The following is an 18711-nucleotide window of genomic DNA, read 5'->3' as shown; positions in this document are numbered from 1 at the left end:
TATGAAACACCGTCTAACCCTAAATTTAGCGAATCAAACCGTTGCTGTAGAGCGCTTTTTGCGTGTGGCGCGTCACCGCGGATTCAAATTAACAGCGCTCGAATTGGCCAGTGATAATGACCAATTTGCAGTCAACATTACGGTAGATAGTGACAAGCCTATCTATCTTTTAACTCAACAACTTAATAAGCTGGTAGATGTGCACAGTGTCACTATGCAACAACTACAACAACAAGCGAGCTAATATTGGCAGTTTCTGGCCCATATAACTTACGCAGCAACACGGATTTAAAGAAGGTAATAACAACATGACACAAACATCTGAACTGATTTGGCACAATGGCGAGATGATCCCTTATCAGCAGGCCACGACTCACGTTTTAAGCCATGCATTGCATTATGGCAGCTCGGTCTTTGAAGGAATTCGCGCATACGATACGCCAAACGGTCCGGCTATTTTCCGTCTTACCGATCACATGAAGCGTTTATTCGATTCAGCAAAAATCTACCGTATGGAAATACCTTACACATTAGAAGAGTTGAACCAAGCGTGTAAAGAGGCAGTAAAGCAAAACGGTTTTACTAATGCCTATCTTCGTCCTTTTGCATTTTTAGGTCATGTCGGTTTGGGGTTGAACCCGAAGTCACACCTTGCTGATGTTACAGTGGCGGCAATGGAGTGGGGAGCATATCTTGGTGATGACAGTCTTGCGCAAGGTGTAGATGTATGTATTTCGTCTTGGAATCGTTTAGCGCCAAATACAATGCCAACAGCTGCTAAAGCGGGCGGTAACTACTTGTCTTCACAGTTAATCTCTGGTGAAGCTAAACGTAATGGTTATGTCGAAGGTATTGCTTTAGACACTAATGGCTATTTGAGCGAAGGTGCGGGTGAAAACCTTTTTGTTATCAAAAATGGTGTGCTTTACACCCCTCCGACAACAGCGTGTATCTTACCGGGTTTAACTCGTGACACGATCATGACGTTGGCAAAAGAGCGTGGCTATGAAGTGCGCGAAGAGGCGATTGCACGCGAAGCACTTTATCTTGCAGATGAGTTTTTTATGACAGGCACCGCTGCTGAGGTAGTTCCTGTTCGCAGCGTCGACCAAATCAAAGTCGGCAAAGGTGAAAGAGGACCAATCACGCAAGAGTTACAAAAAGCGTATTTCGACTTAGTTAAAGGCCAAAGTGAAGATACTCGTGGCTGGTTAGAGTACGTAAACGACTAATACTGAGGGCAGCGCAATGACGCTGCCATATTTTTTGGGAATGAGGAAAGTCGACACACATTGGTGTTCGCAAAATTATCGAGGTAAACATGGCTAAACTACGCAGTGCAACAACAACTGAAGGACGTAAACGAGCGGGCGCGAGAGCGCTATGGCGAGCAACGGGCATGACCGACAGCGATTTTAAGAAACCCATCATCGCTGTGGTCAATTCATATACCCAATTCGTTCCGGGGCATGTGCACCTCAACCAATTGAGCGACTTAATGGCACAAACCATACGCGATGCGGGTGGTGTGCCACGAGAATTCAATACCATTGCTATCGATGATGGTATCGCCATGGGTCATGGCGGTATGCTTTACTCATTACCGTCGCGTGATTTGATTGCCGATTCTGTTGAATACATGGTCAATGCACACTGTGCTGATGCCATGGTATGTATCTCCAACTGCGATAAGATCACTCCAGGAATGATGTTGGCAGCGCTGCGCTTAAATATTCCCGTAATCTTTGTCTCGGGTGGCCCGATGGAGGCCGGTAAAACGCGCTTGGCTGAAATCGACATCAAACTCGATTTAGTTGACGCTATGGTCAAAGGTGCAGACCCAACGGTCAGTGATGAAGACTCGGAGCAGGTTGAACGCTCAGCGTGCCCTACCTGTGGTTCATGTTCAGGCATGTTTACTGCTAATTCAATGAACTGCTTATTAGAAGCCTTAGGCCTGGCGTTGCCGGGTAACGGTACTACGCTTGCGACTCACAAAGATCGTATGCAACTTTATGTGGAGGCGGGTCAGCGCATTGTCGATTTGTGTAACCGTTTTTATGGTGAAGACGATGAGTCAGTGTTGCCACGCAATATCGCTAACCAAGCTGCGTTTATGAACTCGATGACTTTAGATATCGCCATGGGTGGCTCGTCTAATACGGTGTTGCATTTACTTGCAGCAGCCCAAGAGGCGGGCGTTGACTTCGATATGGAAGACATCGATCGGCTTTCTCGCAGCACGCCGTTCCTATGTAAAGTAGCGCCTGCTACGCAGCAATATCATATCGAAGATGTGCACCGCGCTGGCGGTATCATGGCGATTCTGAATGAGTTAGCAAAAGCCGATAAACTCGATTTGTCTGTGGGTCACGTGGCTGGCGCGAATCTCGGTGAGGTTATCGCTCGTTATGATGCGACGGACCCAGAAAATACTGACGCGCAGAAGTTTTATCGCGCCGGACCTGCGGGTATTCGCACAACTAAAGCAATGAGCCAAGAGTATCGTTGGCCAGAACTAGATTTAGATCGTGAACAAGGCTGCATTCGTAGCGTTGAACATGCATTCAGCCAAGATGGTGGACTGGCTGTACTTTACGGTAACCTCGCGCCTAATGGCTGTATTGTAAAAAGTGCCGGTGTAGCTGAAGAGATGCTGGTATTCAAAGGCACAGCTCGCGTGTATGAATCGCAAGACGATGCGGTGGATGGCATCTTGGAAGGCAAAGTACAAAAAGGTGATGTTGTGATCATCCGCTACGAAGGGCCTAAAGGGGGTCCAGGTATGCAGGAGATGCTGTATCCAACGAGTTATTTAAAATCGATGGCGTTAGATAAAGAATGCGCTTTGATCACAGACGGCCGCTTCTCTGGTGGTACATCGGGCTTATCAATCGGTCACGTTTCGCCGGAGGCTGCAAGTGGTGGTGCTATCGCATTGGTGGAAGACGGCGATGAAATCATCATTGATATCCCTAACCGTGGCATCAATTTATCGCTTAGTGCTGAGCAACTTGCGCTGCGTGAAGAGTTACAACAAGCGCGCGGCAAATTAGCTTATAAACCACTTAATCGCGAACGCGTTGTTACGCCTGCACTAAAAGCGTATGCGCTGCTTGCAACCAGTGCTGATAAAGGTGCGGTACGTGATTTGCAAAAACTAGAGGATTTGAGCTGATGGCAGCGAGCGAACTCGATTATTTTCGGGCCATCATTCAAGCCAATATGGAGCCTTTGGTTAAAGTCACTGAAGTCAGTGAACTTACCTCACTGGAGGCTAAACTTGGTTCAAAGATCTGGCTCAAACGCGAAGACCAACAACCCGTCTATTCATTTAAATTACGTGGTGCCTATAACAAGCTGAGCAAGTTACCAACAGGCTCTAAAGTGATCACCGCATCAGCAGGAAATCATGCCCAAGGCGTGGCCTTGAGTGCTACTGAGCTAGGCCATCAAGCAACCATTGTTATGCCTTTGACAACGCCACAGATTAAGGTCGACGCGGTGCGTAATTTTGGTGGTGAAGTTGTTCTGCATGGCCATCATTTTGATGCGGCTAAAGAACATGCATTGATATTGGCAGAACAGCAAAATGCTGTATTTGTGCCGCCTTTTGATGATCCCGATGTGATTGTTGGCCAAGGCACGATAGCCCGAGAGTTGATGCAGCAGTTGCCTGAGCTGGACGTCGTTTTTATACCTGTGGGTGGCGGTGGTTTACTTGCGGGTATGGCGGTGTACATCAAGTCATTGCGCCCAGATATTAGGGTGATTGGTGTCGAAGCCGAAGAAAGTGCGTGTTTGCAGGCGGCGATGGCAGCAGGTAAGCCTATAGAACTTGAGCGAGTCGGGAGTTTCGCCGATGGCGTTGCGGTTAAAATCATTGGAACAGAAACATTTCGCTTGGCACAGCAGTTTTGTGACGACGTGATTACTGTAAGCGGTGATGAAATATGTGCTGCGGTGCAGGATATATTCGTCAGCACCCGCGCTGTTGCTGAGCCTTCAGGTGCTTTGTCGTTGGCTGGTTTGAAAAAGTGGGTGCAACAGACCGGTGAAAAAGGCCTGAATCTGGCTGCTGTGCTGTCGGGCGCTAACCTCAATTTTGATCGTTTGCGTCATGTAGCTGAACGCACGGCACTCGGTGAAAAGAATGAAGCTTTGCTGGCGGTGACTATTAAAGAAGAAAAAGGTAGCTTTAAGCGCTTTTGTCAGTCTTTGGGTGGTCGCGCTATAACTGAGTTTAACTACCGTTATGCAGGCCCCGGTGAAGCGCAAATATTTGTCGGTATTGGTCTGCGCCAAGGCGCGAGTGAATTGACAGAGCTACTCGCGGAGCTGGATCAACAAGGTTATGACTACGTCGATATGTCGGACAACGAACTGGCTAAATTGCATGTCCGTTACATGGTCGGTGGTAAACCAAGTGAGCAGCTTGAAGAGCGTTTATTGCGTTTCGAATTTCCTGAATATCCAGGCGCTCTGGCGCGTTTTTTGGATACCTTAGGGAGTAAATGGAACATCAGCTTATTCCACTATCGCAACCACGGTGCGGCGACCGGCAATGTCCTTGCTGCGTTTGAAGTATCTGCTTCGGATGAACCTGCATTTAGTCAGCATCTAGAGCGTCTTGGCTATCAATACATTGATGAAACAGCCAACCCGTGTTACCAGCAATTTTTGGCGCATGGTCAAGCTGGTAGCGCAAAGCTAGAAACTGGCAAAATGAAAGAAGCTTGCATATAGTGGAGTAGTTATTTCATTCAAGGACGACATGTGAGCAGGCGGGCAGCTCTACCAACATGTGTGGCCATCCTTTTGTTTTGGGTATCGCAGGCGAGTTATGCTAATGAGTCGACTGCGGTAACCTTGCAGCTCAAGTGGCAACACCAATTCCAATTCGCGGGTTACTACGTGGCCAAAGAACTTGGCTATTACCAAGATGTGGGTCTGGCGGTAAATATCATTCCCGCAACCCCGAGCGACACCGACACCATGTCCAAGGTGCTCAGTGGCAAAGCCGACTTTGGTATCACTCACTCAGGCATTATTAAACAACGGCTTCAAGGTCAGCCATTGGTTGCGCTGGCTGCTTTGCTGCAATCATCCCCCTATTGCTGGTTAGTACGCAAAGACTCGCACATTTACATCCCTGAACACTTTAATGGTCAGCGAATTAGCATCTTGAGCAAGGATGAAAATGCCGAACTGATGAATCTGCTCGACCATCGAAACGTTGAAGTTGAAGTCATTTCACACGCTAATAAATCCAATTTACAAGCATGGTTAGACAATGAAATCGATGCCATGCAGGTCTATATCACCAACGAGCCCTATATTTTGAATCAGCGCGGTATCGATTTCCGTATGGTGTGTCCAAAGCGTTACGGCCTAAATGTGTACGGTGATGTGTTATTTACTTCTGAGCAGTTTTTAAAAGCCTCTCCTGATGTCGTTGCCCGATTCCATCAAGCGAGTTTGCGTGGATGGCGCTATGCATTATTGCATTTAGACGAAGCAATTGCGCTGACGCATGAGCGCTATGCACCGCATAAAAATCTTGAGCAGCTTGCCTTCGAAGCCGATCAATTAAAGCCTCTGATGATGCAATCAGGCAACTCTATCGGTGCAATGTCGGATGCGAGATGGCGTGTGATCACCGAGCTGTACAAACTCAGCCCTGATAGTCTATCGGCGCATTTTGACGGTTTTATTTACCGTCCAGCACCGACCACGACAGAGCGACGAATATCTTGGATGGTCATTTTGGCAATCGCTATTTTGGTAGTTGCAATACCAGCCTATTTGCGTTTGTTCTATTCTGGTAGCGAAAAGCCTTAGCAGGCGGATTGATAACGCTTCGAGCACCTAAGTCTGATATAATTTGAGGCAACTAGCTCCAATGTCTTAAGTTTATGTCCGCTTTGCTCGCGCATTTTCAAGCGCTTGATCAACTTTTGTATCACACCCGCCAATATTGGCAATGTGTCGCTTTTTCCTGTGAGCAATATCCATGGCCGCATCTGGCCCCTGTGCTTGAGCAGCTTGATGATGAGCAAGTGGCTGCACTGGATGAAAATCCCGATAAACTTGTCGGTTTTTTCAAAACCTATATTCCAGATTTACAGCGCCTTGAGGAGTTAAGTCAATTACCTAAAGCGTTTGTAAGTAGCAATCATGAACTACCATTTTGGCTGACCAACGGCATAAAAGGGCGAAAATTGACGCAGTTGCAGGCATTTGTCGAGCATTTGACTCCGCAACAAGAGAATGAAAATGTTCTAGAGTGGTGTGCAGGCAAGGGGCACTTAGGACGGCTATTAGCGCATCAATACGGTGTGACTGTTCACAGTGTAGAGATTCAGCCACATTTATGTGCGCAGGGAGAGCATCTCGCGCAACAATTTTCTTTGCCCATTACTTTTAATGAAGCCAATGTACTGCAAGACGATTGCGTTCCTTGGATAGCCAAATGCGACCATGCCGTTGCCTTGCATGCTTGTGGTGGTTTGCATCAGTCGTTAATGCGCCAAGCCAGCGCTATAGGCACGCAAAGACTCTCCATTTCGCCGTGTTGTTATCATTTGTTTTTAGAGCATGAGCATTATCAGCCGATGAGTGACGCTGCTCAGCAAAGCGCATTACGTATGCAAAGCAGTGACCTAAAATTGGCATTACAACAAACAGTGACAGCGGGTCAGCGCGTACAAAGGCTAAGGCAAACGGAAGTGCAATGGCGTCTGGGCTTTGATCAATTAGTTAGGGATGCTTTTTCCCGAGATTACTACACCCCTGTCCCCTCTGTAGGGAAGTTGGTATTCGGTGGTGAGTTTTCAGAGTTTTGCCAATGGGCGGCTAGGAAAAAAGGCTTGGTATTACCAGAACATATTGATTATGAAGATTATTTAACACGTGGAATACAAAGGAAACACATGACTGACCGTATCGAACTGGTAAGACATGTGTTCAGAAGGGCCATAGAAGTTTGGCTCGTGCTTGATCGTGCTTTATATTTGCAGCAAGCAAATTATCAGGTGGATATTTTTGAATTCTGTGAGCCGAGCCTCACACCGCGAAATATCTTAATTGACGCAAAATTAAATAGAGAGTTGCAGTGAAAAACTTACGCCATCTTTTTGAAAACAACAAGCAGTGGGCAAAACGCACCACAGAACAAGATCCTGAATTTTTTAAAAAACTCTCTGAGCAACAAAGCCCTGAATATCTATGGATCGGCTGTTCTGACTCGCGCGTGCCAGCAAACCAAATCGTTGATTTAATGCCAGGCGAATTGTTTGTTCACCGTAACGTTGCAAACGTCGTTGTGCACACTGACCATAACTGTTTGTCGGTAATGCAATACGCTGTTGAAGTATTGAAAGTGAAGCACATCATGGTGGTGGGTCACTATGGTTGTGGTGGTATCAAGGCGGTATTAGAAGAAGCGAAGTTCGGTCTTATTGATAACTGGCTGCGCCACGTTGGTGACATTAAAGAGCGCCACTTAGAGCTATTGGAAACGGCACCAGAGCAAGATCGTTTAGCGCGTTTAATTGAGCTTAATGTTATCGAGCAAGTGCGCAACGTATGTCGTACTAACATAGTGCAAGATGCATGGGCACGAGGCCAAGACTTAACAGTTCATGGCTGGGTTTATAGTCTTGAAAATGGTCATATTCACGATATGGATGCGGTAGTTCGTTGCCAGCAAGAGTTGGGCGATAGCTACAAAGAAGCACTTGAAAATGTTGCTAGACGTGTTCGCGGTGAACATGTGGAATAATTGATTTACTATCGCTTTTGCGACTAAAAGGGGATGCCTGTGTGTGTCCCTTTTTTTATAAATTATCCAACCAGTTAAATGGTTTTCGATGAGGAAGAAACGTGCATATACCAAGGAAGTTTAAGCAACAGAACATCGAAGAGTTAATAGCTTTGATACGCCAGCACCCATTTGCGAATGTGATTGTACATGGGAGCGCAGGTTTAGAAGCTCACCATCTGCCTTTGCTACTAAATGAAAAGGATGGCCGCTTCTATTTGCAAGGTCACATAGCAAAAGCCAATCCTCTATGGAAGAACATGGTTGACGGCGATAATTGCTTAGTCGTGTTTAACGGTCCCCACAGTTATATCTCTCCTAATTACTACCCGACCAAGGCTGAAAATGGTAAAGCTGTTCCCACTTGGAATTACGTTGCAGTGCATGCCAAAGGCGCGATGCGCTTTGTGCATGATGCGGCGTGGATTTTCAATGCCATTGATTCACTCACGAACGAACAAGAAAGAAATCAGCCAAAGCCGTGGTCTATTACTGATGCGCCCCGTGACTACATTGATAGAATGCTGCCGGCCTTGGTAGGCATCAACATTGAAGTGTCACAGTTGGAAGGGCAGTGGAAGCTCAGTCAAAATCAACCAGAGGTTAATCAGCAAGGGGTCGTGACTGGGCTAAGTGAGCTGTCTGAGGATGGTGCGCAAACAGTGGCGAAGCTCGTGCAGCAGCATGCTGGTATTGATTAATTCTCTGTAAAACAATAGTAGTGTGTAGAGCACCAAGGGCTGTTCGTATAAAACAGCGCTTGGTGAGTAAGCACCGTGATTATTAAGAGTCCGTATTTTGCTCTTGCTGAGCGAGCAATGCCTCTAGCGCCGCCACTTTTTGCTCAAGAGCGGTTAGTTTTTCACGTGTTCTAACCAATACTTGGCTTTGAATATCAAACTCTTCACGACTTACAAAGTCCATTTCCGATAGCTTGTTTTGTAACACTTGCTTTGTTTTCGATTCAAAGTTTTCAGCGATGTCACGCATGCCTTTTGGCATGTTATTGCCAATTTGGCGGGCGATTTCTTCAATCTTGCTAGGGTTAATCATCATTGGCTCCTATCTTTGTATGTCCTAAGTGTAACTAATTTACGGCCGACTCGGGATAAGAAATTCATCATGCTTGATAAGTTTTTATATTTCTCGGCTCAGAATCTCTTGCTGCTGGCCAATGCAAAGTGCGTATTAATTTGTTTGGAGTCTGCGGCTGTAACATAACACCAGATAAGTTAAACTACGCAGTTCCAAGTGTTTTAGATTAGTGTTTATGAAGCTCAACCCTCAGCAAAATGAAGCGGTAAAATACATCAGCGGGCCGTGCCTTGTGTTGGCAGGTGCTGGTTCTGGTAAGACGCGTGTAATTACCAATAAAATCGCTCACTTAGTGCAAAATTGTCAGTATCAAGCGCGTAATATTGCTGCGGTAACCTTTACTAATAAAGCGGCGCGCGAGATGCGTGAGCGTGTCGCGCAAACACTGGGTAAGCATGAGGCGAAAGGGCTATGGGTGTCAACGTTTCACACCTTAGGCCTGGAAATTATCAAAAAAGAGCTGAAGACACTGGGCTTCAAGGCGGGTTTCTCGCTCTTTGATGATCAAGACACCAATCAACTTCTTAACGAACTGACCGATGATGAGCTCAAAGGCGATAAGGATTTACTTAACGCTCTAAAAACACAAATCAGTGATTGGAAGAATGAGTTGATCTTACCGCAACATGCTGTTGCTGCGGCTCGAGAGCCACAAAAAGCCTTGTTTGCTCAGCTTTATGCGCGTTATCAAACACAATTGCGTGCTTACAATGCCCTCGATTTTGATGATCTGATTATGATCCCAACGTTGTTGTTGGGGGCTAATGTAGATGTGCGGGAGCGTTGGCAAGACCGATTCCGCTACTTGCTGGTGGACGAATATCAAGACACCAATACCAGCCAATACCAGTTGGTGAAATTGCTGGTTGGTCAGCGTGCACGCTTTACCGTTGTGGGTGATGATGACCAGTCAATCTACTCATGGCGTGGTGCGAAGCCACAAAACCTAGTACTGCTAAGTAAAGACTTTCCCGGATTACGATTGATCAAACTTGAGCAAAACTATCGCAGTGCTGGGCGTATTTTGAAAGCGGCCAATATTCTTATTGCCAATAACCCCCACGTATTCGATAAAAAGCTATTCAGTGAGCTCGGCTATGGCGAGCCGATTAAAGTCATCGCTACACGCGACGAAGAGCACGAAGCAGAGCGCGTTGTTGCTGAAATCATCTCTCACAAGTTTACCAAACGGACTAATTTTAAAGATTACGCCATCTTGTATCGCGGTAACCACCAAGCACGAGTGTTTGAAAAAGCGCTAATGAGCAACCGTATCCCTTACAAAATTAGTGGTGGTATGTCGTTTTTCTCTCGTGCAGAAATCAAAGACATGATGGCCTACCTGCGCTTACTTGTTAACCAAGACGATGACAACGCATTTTTGCGTATCGTGAACACACCACGACGCGAAATTGGACCGGTTACACTGGAAAAGTTAGGTTCGTTGGCGAATGAGAAACACATCAGCTTATTCGCTGCGTGTTTTGAATCTGAGTTAGCAGGGCGACTACAAGGTCGAGGCTATAATGCGCTTATGGGCTTTGCCCGTTGGGTTGTGGAACTAGCCGACAATGCCCAGCGCAGTGACACGCTCGAAGCGGTCAAAGATTTGGTGCGCCAAATTAACTACGAAGCCTATTTGTATGAGACATCAACCAGTGCCAAAGCAGCAGAGATGCGTATGAAAAACGTGTCTGAGTTGTATCGCTGGATCACTGATATGCTTACAGGGGATGCCGATAATCCTGCCCTGACATTGCCTGAAGTCGTCATGAAGCTGACGCTGCGCGATATGATGGAGCGCAATGAAGATGAGGATGAAAGTGATGCAGTCCAGCTGTTAACGCTGCATGCCTCCAAAGGTTTGGAATATCCCTATGTATTTATGGTGGGCATGGAAGAAGGCTTGTTGCCGCACCAAAGCAGTATTGATGAAGACAATGTTGATGAAGAGCGTCGTCTTGCCTACGTTGGTATTACGCGGGCACAACAAGAGTTGGTAATGACCTATGCAAAAAATCGACGTCAATTCGGTGAGATGATCACTCCAGAGATCAGCCGCTTTGTGGAAGAGTTACCACAACAAGACCTAGCATTTGAAGCCAGAAAGCCACCGCAAAACCAAGAGCAACGCATGCAGCAAGGGCAAGCGCGTGTGGCTAACTTACGAGCGATGCTCAAGAAATAGTGGCGTTAGCCCAAACTAAGCTTGCTCAGGGGCATTTGTTCATCCAACACTGACTGTTGGCCAATAAAATGGACTATGCCGTGCTCCTCGAGCAAGGAGCGGAAGTTTAAAATGCATGGACCTTTGGCAATCACTTTGCAATTATTTAGCTTGGTGATAGCCAATACACCTTGGAGCATTTGGTCGTAACGGGGATCTTGCAGAACTCTGCGGCTAAAGGTAGCGCTTAGCAGTACACAAAAATACGGTAGTTGTGTGAGCGTGCCGAGGTCGCATTTATCTTTGGCTAAATCGTTTAAGCCAATATTGAGCCCTTTATCAAACAGAGTTTCAAGGTTTTGCAATTGTTGAACGCTGCAATATCTAAGATCTGATTCATCAAATAGTAAACAGAGGTTTTCTTTATTTGTAAGGCTGCTAGCCCAACTGGATAGCTCAGGGAAGTGTTGTTCATCCAGTAATAAAGTTGAGCAGTTTAGTAATGATAAGGTGTCATTATTGTGTTGCTCAAATCCATACTTCAATAACTTCAATTCCACTTCGGCTAACTCGTAATTATCATTTGCGAAGCGCTTTAATTGTTCAAAACTGGTACTGCCTAGCACCGGATGCTCGCCAAAGGCGTCGAGTAATTGCAGTGGTTGTTGTTCGCCAAAATGGACAATCTCGCTAACGCGGAAATGGGTATGCAGGTCCATGAGGTGATGTTTGATCTCCTCAACAGACTCTTCACCGCCATAGCTAAGCAATGGGTGATAAAATTCATAGCGTCCCTTGCCTGTTTGTTTGGCGTAATACATGGCGGCATCGGCATCACGAATGACTTCATCGGTGTGGCTATAGCCCTTATGACTGTAGGTAATCCCTATGCTTGCACCACTTTGGATACAGGTGCCTTGGTGGCAAAAAGGTTGCTGCATGACCGCAATAATTCGCTCGGCCACGTCTTGTGCTTGTTGCTGCTCGGTGAGTTGAGATAGCAACACAACAAATTCATCACCACCGAGACGAGCAATGAGGTCGTGTTCGCGAATACACTGCTTGAGCTTACTTGCCACTTGAATAAGGAACTGATCACCAAACTGATGTCCAAGCTTGTCGTTAATGTCTTTGAATTTGTCTAAATCAATAAACAATACCGCAAAATCTTGCTCAGGAAAGCGTTGATAATGCTGCATGGTTCGCTCAAGTTGGGAGATAAACAAACTTCTATTCGGTAATCCAGTTAGAGAGTCGTGATGGGCATCATGGTACAACTGTTGCTCTATCTTTCTGCGCTCATCAATTTGCAGCTGCAAATGTAAGTTAGCTTGGCGTAATTCTCGGGTTTTCTCGGCGACACGTAATTCCAACTCTTGGTGACTGTGACGCAATGCCTGTTGCGACAGGTGATTTTGCAATACGTTGGCGATTTGATTGGACACATAGCCGATGAGCTCGACATCTTCTTTTACAAACTCGTATTTGTTGCCATATGCCTGACATACGATTAGCCCAATAACGCCTTGCGCAGTTTTCAGCGGAGCGCCGAGCCAACTGCTGCAGCGGCAAGAATCGTCGATGTCACCGCGACGCTCAACCACGCCCTGAGCGATAAGTTCCTCCCCACGCTCTCGATTAATCAACTGACACTGTTTAGTCGTGAGCACATATTCGCTGTAGCCCTTAGCAAATGGGCGAGGGCCGAAATCACCGCCGCATTCATCGACGGAGTAGGGGAACGTGAGCCAATTATTCTCTTTATCGTATAAGGCGATGTAGAGGTTCTCAGCGTAGGTGATGGACTTCATGATTTGATGAACATGAAAATACACATCATCAATATTGATTGATTGACTCGCAAGCTCGGCAATTTGAAATAACGTTTGTTGGCGTTCTAAGGCCTTTTTGCGCTGCGCGATTTCTTCATTGAGCGCTTTGTTGCTTTGCGTTAGTGCGAGTGTGCGCTGTTTTACTTGGCTTTCTAATAGTTCGCGCTTTTTAACTCGCTCAATTGCAGTAGCAAGGTACAAGGCGATGACTTCAAACAGCTCGATTTGCTCTTGGCTGTAGCCTTCATTTTGCTCGTAGCTTTGCGACACCATCACCCCGATAACATCTGTATCTTGGTAGATGGGTACACCAAGCCAATGTTCAGAAGGGGTACCAAGTAGCTTAAATTTACCCTGTGCAGCACCTTGAGCCATGGTTTCGCTGTTAAAGTACGCCGTAGCTTTTGAGCGAAAAACATAGCCGGTGACACTTTGTTCAAAATGTTGATCTGCTAATTGAGGATGGCTAGAAGAATCCTTTTGGTCGACGAAATAGGATAACTCTAACAACCCGCTTTCTGAGTTTTGCAGAACCACATAGAAGTTTTGACTTGGTACGTAATCCGCGAGTAACTGGCGTATAGCGGGATAAAACGAATTTAAATCTGGGTGGGTACTGGCTTGTTCCGACAGTCTAATTAGCGCGTGCTGGAAATGGTGTTGCTGCTTGTACTTGAGCAGCAACTGCTTTAAGCGTTTATTTCGCTTGCGCAATTTTATTTCCGAACACTCATCCACTGAACGTGCCATTTCTTATTTTTGTTTAATTATTGACCGCCAAATATTCCATTTTTTTCATTTTTGGTCAAGCACTATCGAGCGCTAATCTGGGAACGAAAAAAGGAGGCAAAGCCTCCTTTTTATATGTATTTTGTAGGTAAGTTGCTACTTACTTAGTCATGAACTCAATAGCTGCTTTGATTTCATCATCAGAACAATCCATACACGTACCACGTGGAGGCATTGCATTAAAGCCGTTAATTGCATGATCTAAAAGTGTATCAAAACCTTTTGCTAGGCGAGGTTCCCAGTCAGCAGCAGTTTTAGGAGCGCCCAAAGCGCCTGAACCGTGACAAGCAAAACAAGAAGCTTGGTACACTTGCTCGCCGCTACGAGGACCTGCAGGTGCAGCATCTGCTGCTGCAGTTTGACCAGCTAGGTAAACTTCACCAATTGGTTGAAGACGTGCTTTGATCGCTTCATCAGTCATCGCGCCGTCAAAAGGCGCTGCGCTTACAGCGGTTGATAACAATAACAATACGGCAGATAGTTTCTTCATGTTTCTTTGCTCATTCGGATGCTAATGGTCAAAATGACCTGGTGACGAAATATCGGCAAATTATAACCTCGCAGAACAATTTATAAAATGCCTAGCCAATATTAATGTGTTAAAAAGTAGACATTTTATGTTTTAGCGCAACTTTTTGGTTGCGCCAGTCTCTGCTGCTGTAAGTCTAAACGAGGCTAATCAGCTTGTTTATGGCTTTTTCGATGCCGCTTGCCGCTTCTTTCACGGATCCCGCCAACATATAAGCCGGCGTTGAAATGACTTTAGCTTGTTCATCAACAACAATGTCATCAACGCGGCAGTCAACGTGTTGAGCACCAAGTTTTTCCATTGCCGCAGCTGTATCTGCATCATTACCTATTGTTGCTTTGGTGCCTTGTGGATAGATATGAGCGATGATCGCTGGAGCGATACATAGATAAGCCGCAGGCTTTTGCTGCTGTGCAAACTCTTGGCAGACTCGCTCAACATCGGCGTTCAATACGCTGTTTTCACCCTTAAGTGCAAAATCACATAGGTTCTTTGCCGCGCCGAAACCACCGGGTAATACTAGTGCATCGTATTCATCTACGCGCAACTCTTTGAGATCGAGGATCTCTCCTCGGGCAATGCGGGCAGCTTCCACGAGCACATTTCGGGTTTGCGCTTGCTCTTCACCTGTAAGGTGGTTGATTACATGAAGTTGATCTATGTTCGGAGCAAAGCACTGATACTGCGCGCCAGCTTGCTCAAGAAAAAGCAGAGTAAGCACTGATTCGTGAATTTCCGCACCATCAAAAACACCACAGCCGCTGAGAATAATTGCTACCTTGGTCATACCCTTATTTCCTTAGAGAAAAACTAAAATGCTAAGGTACAGATCTCGGACAGCTCCCGTCAATCCTGTTATATAACTTCATACTATTTCATGATGAGAAAAAAGTTATAAAGGATCGCTATGATCTTTGATCCATTGTGCTAGAATGCTTAGCTGGTTAATTAGATAGGAAGCTCTAATTGCTTCGTACTAGTAACCACTTTCCACAATGGATTATTAAAATAATAAGAAAATAAGATACGGAGTTTCTTCTTTTTTTCTAACAAAAACACAGACTTAAGTAAACTCTAAATGCTTTTTGAAGTGTTTGGAGGTTTTCTCGTGTTTTTTATCTACAAAGTTATCCACAGCTTGTTGTTGTTTTTTCAGTACGAAAAATCGCCTTTGTTAATTCATGATGATCCTATGTTAGACGCAAATTTTTAAATTGTATTTGCGTGCTGTTGCAGACAGACGATTTTGAAATCCCGCTCGTTTTCTTAAGCGCCTTATGGCATCCTTTGTCTATCAAAAATAATTAGACTTTGAGTGCTGAAAAATGGCGCAAATCCCAGAAAATCCGCTTGTCCTAGTTGATGGTTCTTCATATCTATTTCGTGCGTATCATGCGCCACCGCACCTCACCAATTCAAAAGGCGACGCGACGGGAGCTATTTACGGTGTGGTTAACATGCTGAAAAGTTTGGTAAAGCAATACGACCCTTCACACATGGTTGTGATTTTCGACGCCAAAGGGAAAACCTTCCGTAATGATATGTACAGTGAGTACAAGGCAAATCGACCACCTATGCCTGACGATTTGCGCACGCAAATCGAGCCACTTCACAATATTATTCGTGCTATGGGCTTCCCGCTGATCAGCATCGAGGGCGTTGAAGCCGATGACGTTATTGGCACTTATGCACGTATTGCAAGTGAACAAAAGCGACACGTTCTTATTTCAACTGGTGATAAAGACATGGCGCAGCTTGTTAATGAGCACGTGACGTTGATCAACACCATGACTGACAGTATTTCTGATCCTGAAACAGTCAAAGAGAAGTTTGGAGTTGGTCCAGAACGCATCATTGATTACCTCGCGTTGATGGGGGATAAGGTCGATAACATCCCGGGTGTTGAGGGCTGTGGTCCAAAAACCGCAGTGAAGTGGCTCGACAAGTATGAGTCGTTGCAAGGCGTGATCGATCATGCTGATGAAGTAACGGGAAAAATTGGTGAAAAGCTACGTAATGCTTTGTCACACTTACCGTTAAGTTATGAATTGGCAACGATCAAACTTGATGTTGAAGTAGAAGAAGATCTCGACAAACTTAAGTTACTCGAACCCGATACAGACGAACTTATTAAACTATACGGTGAATGTGAATTCCGCCGCTGGCTGGCTGAGCTGTTAGACAAAGGCAGTGATACGCAAACGCATCTAGATGTTCCAACTGACGCGCAAGAAGTTCCGAAAGTTGACGCGCACTACGAGACAATTCTGACAGAAGCACAATTAGATGCATGGGTTGAAAAGCTCAATGCCGCTGAATTAATCGCATTCGACACGGAAACAACGAGCGTTGATTACATGCAGGCGCAGCTAGTGGGCATGAGCTTTGCGGTAGAAGTTGGCGAGGCTGCTTATTTACCTATTAGTCATGATTATCCGGGAGCGCCGGAGCAATTGCCTTTGGAGCTGATCCTCGAGAAACTCGGCCCCATTCTTCGTGATCCAAACAAGGCTAAAGTGGGCCAAAACCTGAAGTACGACAAGAGTGTGTTAGCTAATGCAGGTATCGAATTTAATGGCATCGCCTTTGATACCATGCTTGAGTCTTACGTATTCAACAGTGTCGGCACACGCCATGACATGGACTCGCTAGCGCTGAAATATCTAGGGCATAAGAACATCAGCTTTGAAGATATTGCAGGCAAAGGTAAGAAGCAGCTGACTTTCAATCAAATTGAACTGGAGCAAGCGGCCCCTTATGCAGCGGAAGACGCTGATATCACCCTGCGTTTGCATCAGCATCTTTGGCCTAAGGTGGAAGCAGATACGCAATTGAAGTCGGTATTTGAAGACATTGAATTACCGCTGGTTGAAGTGTTGTCGTATATTGAACGTACAGGCGTGGTCATTGACTCACAAATGCTTAATCAGCACTCACAACGTCTAGGTGAGCGTCTACAAGAGCTTGAAAAAGAAGCGTACGACATGGCTGGTGAAGAGTTCAATTTAGGCTCTCCGAAGCAGTTACAAGCAATCTTGTTTGAAAAGCTCGAACTTCCCGTCATTAAGAAAACACCTAAAGGTGCGCCATCAACCGCGGAAGAAGTATTGCAAGAGCTTGCACATGACTATCCATTGCCCAAAGTGATCATTGAACATCGCGGTCTGTCTAAGTTGAAATCAACCTATACAGATAAATTACCTTTAATGGTCAATGACAAGACCAAGCGTGTGCATACTTCTTATCATCAAGCGGTGACCGCGACGGGTCGTTTAAGCTCCACCGATCCTAACTTGCAGAACATTCCGATACGCTCTGAAGAAGGCCGTCGTATTCGCGAAGCCTTTATTGCCAGCCCTGGTTGTAAGATCGTTGCTGCCGACTATTCGCAAATCGAATTACGTATTATGGCGCACTTGTCGCAAGACAAGGGCTTACTCAATGCGTTTGCGAACGACCTTGATGTTCACAGCGCTACTGCAAGCGAAGTATTCTCTGTGCCGCTTGAGGAAGTAACTAGTGATATGCGCCGTAAGGCAAAAGCTGTTAACTTCGGTTTGATTTATGGAATGTCTGCCTTTGGTTTGTCTCGTCAGCTCGATATTCCTCGTCATGAAGCTCAGCACTACATGGATAAATATTTCGAACGCTTCCCAGGCGTACTGGAATATATGGAGCGTACCCGTGAAACAGCGGCTGAGAAAGGTTATGTCGAGACACTGTTTGGCCGTCGTCTACAGCTGCCAGAGATCAATGCTCGTAATGGTGCGCGTCGCAAAGCTGCGGAGCGTGCTGCAATCAACGCCCCAATGCAGGGAACAGCCGCAGACATTATCAAAAAAGCGATGATTACTGTACATCAATGGGTGAAGCAACAGCCGCAAGACAGCGTTAAGATCTTGATGCAGGTGCACGATGAATTGGTGTTCGAAATCCAAGAGCAATTTGTTGAACAGTACACGGCCAAAATTTGTGAGCTAATGGCCAATGCAGCGACCTTAGACGTGCCGCTTATTGCTGAAGCTGACAGCGGCGACAATTGGCAACAAGCGCATTAATTTTAGCGAAGCCAAAAGACAAAACACTTAGACAAAGACAAGAGCACGTCACCGCTGGCTAAGAAGTCAGCGGTTAATGCAGTGTTAATTTGTATAATAATTAGTTCTTTTTGGTTTATATAGAATTAATTCTGAGCGCAAAGCTGGATTGAGCGTTTATTTCTCTATGGTGATTTGCTACAGTCCGCGCGTCCTCATCCTGTAGGACATCCTGTTGATGATGTGCCACTCGCTTTGCGATGGTACAGCGTATTGATAGCTTCTCCCCAGATTGCTATAACCGGCTTGTGTTTTCGCAAGCCGGCTTTTTCTTTTCTCTGCTTCGAGCACACGTAAATTTCTGCAATGTCTTTAAGGCACTGACTCTTCTCTTTGTGCATCCATCGCCCTCATACACCCAATGAACAAGGGTTGCGGCT

At 45.8% G+C, this 18711-nt stretch carries 14 protein-coding genes; 10 read left to right on the top strand and 4 right to left on the bottom strand.

What is annotated here, in order from left to right:
- Window position 1 precedes the first annotated feature (1 nt).
- The 8 genes from ilvM (at window position 2) to V1358_RS15805 (ending at window position 8523) form a co-directional block, all read left to right on the top strand.
- A complete protein-coding gene (ilvM, locus tag V1358_RS15840; RefSeq protein WP_347390140.1) occupies window positions 2–244 on the top strand; it encodes an acetolactate synthase 2 small subunit in 243 nt (80 codons plus the stop codon).
- A 64-nt stretch (window positions 245–308) separates the two neighbouring features.
- The gene (locus tag V1358_RS15835; protein WP_347390141.1) at window positions 309–1232 is read left to right on the top strand and encodes a branched-chain amino acid transaminase; all 924 of its coding nucleotides are present in this window, start codon (window positions 309–311) and stop codon (window positions 1230–1232) included.
- 89 nt (window positions 1233–1321) lie between these two features.
- Window positions 1322–3178, top strand: coding sequence for a dihydroxy-acid dehydratase (gene ilvD, locus V1358_RS15830; RefSeq protein WP_347394167.1), 1857 nt, complete (start codon window positions 1322–1324; stop codon window positions 3176–3178).
- A complete protein-coding gene (gene ilvA, locus V1358_RS15825; protein WP_347394166.1) occupies window positions 3178–4746 on the top strand; it encodes a threonine ammonia-lyase, biosynthetic in 1569 nt (522 codons plus the stop codon). Before ilvD ends, ilvA begins: the two co-directional genes overlap by 1 nt.
- Before the next feature lie 30 nt (window positions 4747–4776).
- Window positions 4777–5841, top strand: a complete 1065-nt coding sequence (locus V1358_RS15820; RefSeq protein WP_347394165.1) for an ABC transporter substrate-binding protein — start codon at window positions 4777–4779, stop codon at window positions 5839–5841.
- Between the two features lie 74 nt (window positions 5842–5915).
- A complete protein-coding gene (locus V1358_RS15815; RefSeq protein ID WP_347394164.1) occupies window positions 5916–7118 on the top strand; it encodes a methyltransferase in 1203 nt (400 codons plus the stop codon).
- Window positions 7115–7783, top strand: coding sequence for a carbonate dehydratase (can, locus tag V1358_RS15810; protein ID WP_347394163.1), 669 nt, complete (start codon window positions 7115–7117; stop codon window positions 7781–7783). The genes V1358_RS15815 and can overlap by 4 nt, the downstream gene beginning before the upstream one ends.
- 101 nt (window positions 7784–7884) lie before the next feature.
- Window positions 7885–8523 carry an FMN-binding negative transcriptional regulator gene (locus V1358_RS15805; RefSeq protein ID WP_347394162.1) on the top strand — a complete coding sequence of 213 codons (639 nt, stop codon included), beginning with the start codon at window positions 7885–7887 and terminating at the stop codon, window positions 8521–8523.
- A gap of 82 nt (window positions 8524–8605) precedes the next feature.
- Here V1358_RS15805 and ubiK read toward each other — a convergent pair whose 3' ends face one another.
- A complete protein-coding gene (gene ubiK, locus V1358_RS15800) occupies window positions 8606–8875 on the bottom strand; it encodes a ubiquinone biosynthesis accessory factor UbiK (RefSeq protein ID WP_347390695.1) in 270 nt (89 codons plus the stop codon).
- 217 nt (window positions 8876–9092) lie between these two features.
- Between ubiK and rep the strand changes: the two genes are divergently transcribed.
- Window positions 9093–11105 carry a DNA helicase Rep gene (gene rep / locus V1358_RS15795; protein WP_347394161.1) on the top strand — a complete coding sequence of 671 codons (2013 nt, stop codon included), beginning with the start codon at window positions 9093–9095 and terminating at the stop codon, window positions 11103–11105.
- A 5-nt stretch (window positions 11106–11110) separates the two neighbouring features.
- Here rep and V1358_RS15790 read toward each other — a convergent pair whose 3' ends face one another.
- From V1358_RS15790 to elbB, 3 genes are all read right to left on the bottom strand, one after another.
- Complete coding sequence (locus V1358_RS15790) at window positions 11111–13666, bottom strand: diguanylate cyclase domain-containing protein (RefSeq protein WP_347394160.1); 2556 nt, start codon at window positions 13664–13666, stop codon at window positions 11111–11113.
- A 139-nt stretch (window positions 13667–13805) separates the two neighbouring features.
- The gene (locus V1358_RS15785) at window positions 13806–14195 is read right to left on the bottom strand and encodes a c-type cytochrome (RefSeq protein ID WP_347390150.1); all 390 of its coding nucleotides are present in this window, start codon (window positions 14193–14195) and stop codon (window positions 13806–13808) included.
- 175 nt (window positions 14196–14370) lie between these two features.
- Entirely contained in the window at window positions 14371–15021 is a 651-nt protein-coding gene (elbB, locus tag V1358_RS15780; protein ID WP_347394159.1) for an isoprenoid biosynthesis glyoxalase ElbB, read from the bottom strand.
- Between the two features lie 538 nt (window positions 15022–15559).
- Between elbB and polA the strand changes: the two genes are divergently transcribed.
- Window positions 15560–18292 carry a DNA polymerase I gene (gene polA / locus V1358_RS15775; protein WP_347394158.1) on the top strand — a complete coding sequence of 911 codons (2733 nt, stop codon included), beginning with the start codon at window positions 15560–15562 and terminating at the stop codon, window positions 18290–18292.
- Window positions 18293–18711: the final 419 nt, after the last annotated feature.

The organism is Pseudoalteromonas pernae (genome assembly GCF_039831865.1).
Lineage (GTDB): Bacteria > Pseudomonadota > Gammaproteobacteria > Enterobacterales > Alteromonadaceae > Pseudoalteromonas > Pseudoalteromonas pernae.
Note: the sequence above shows the minus strand (reverse complement) of the source record. Positions and strands in the feature narration are given on the sequence as shown.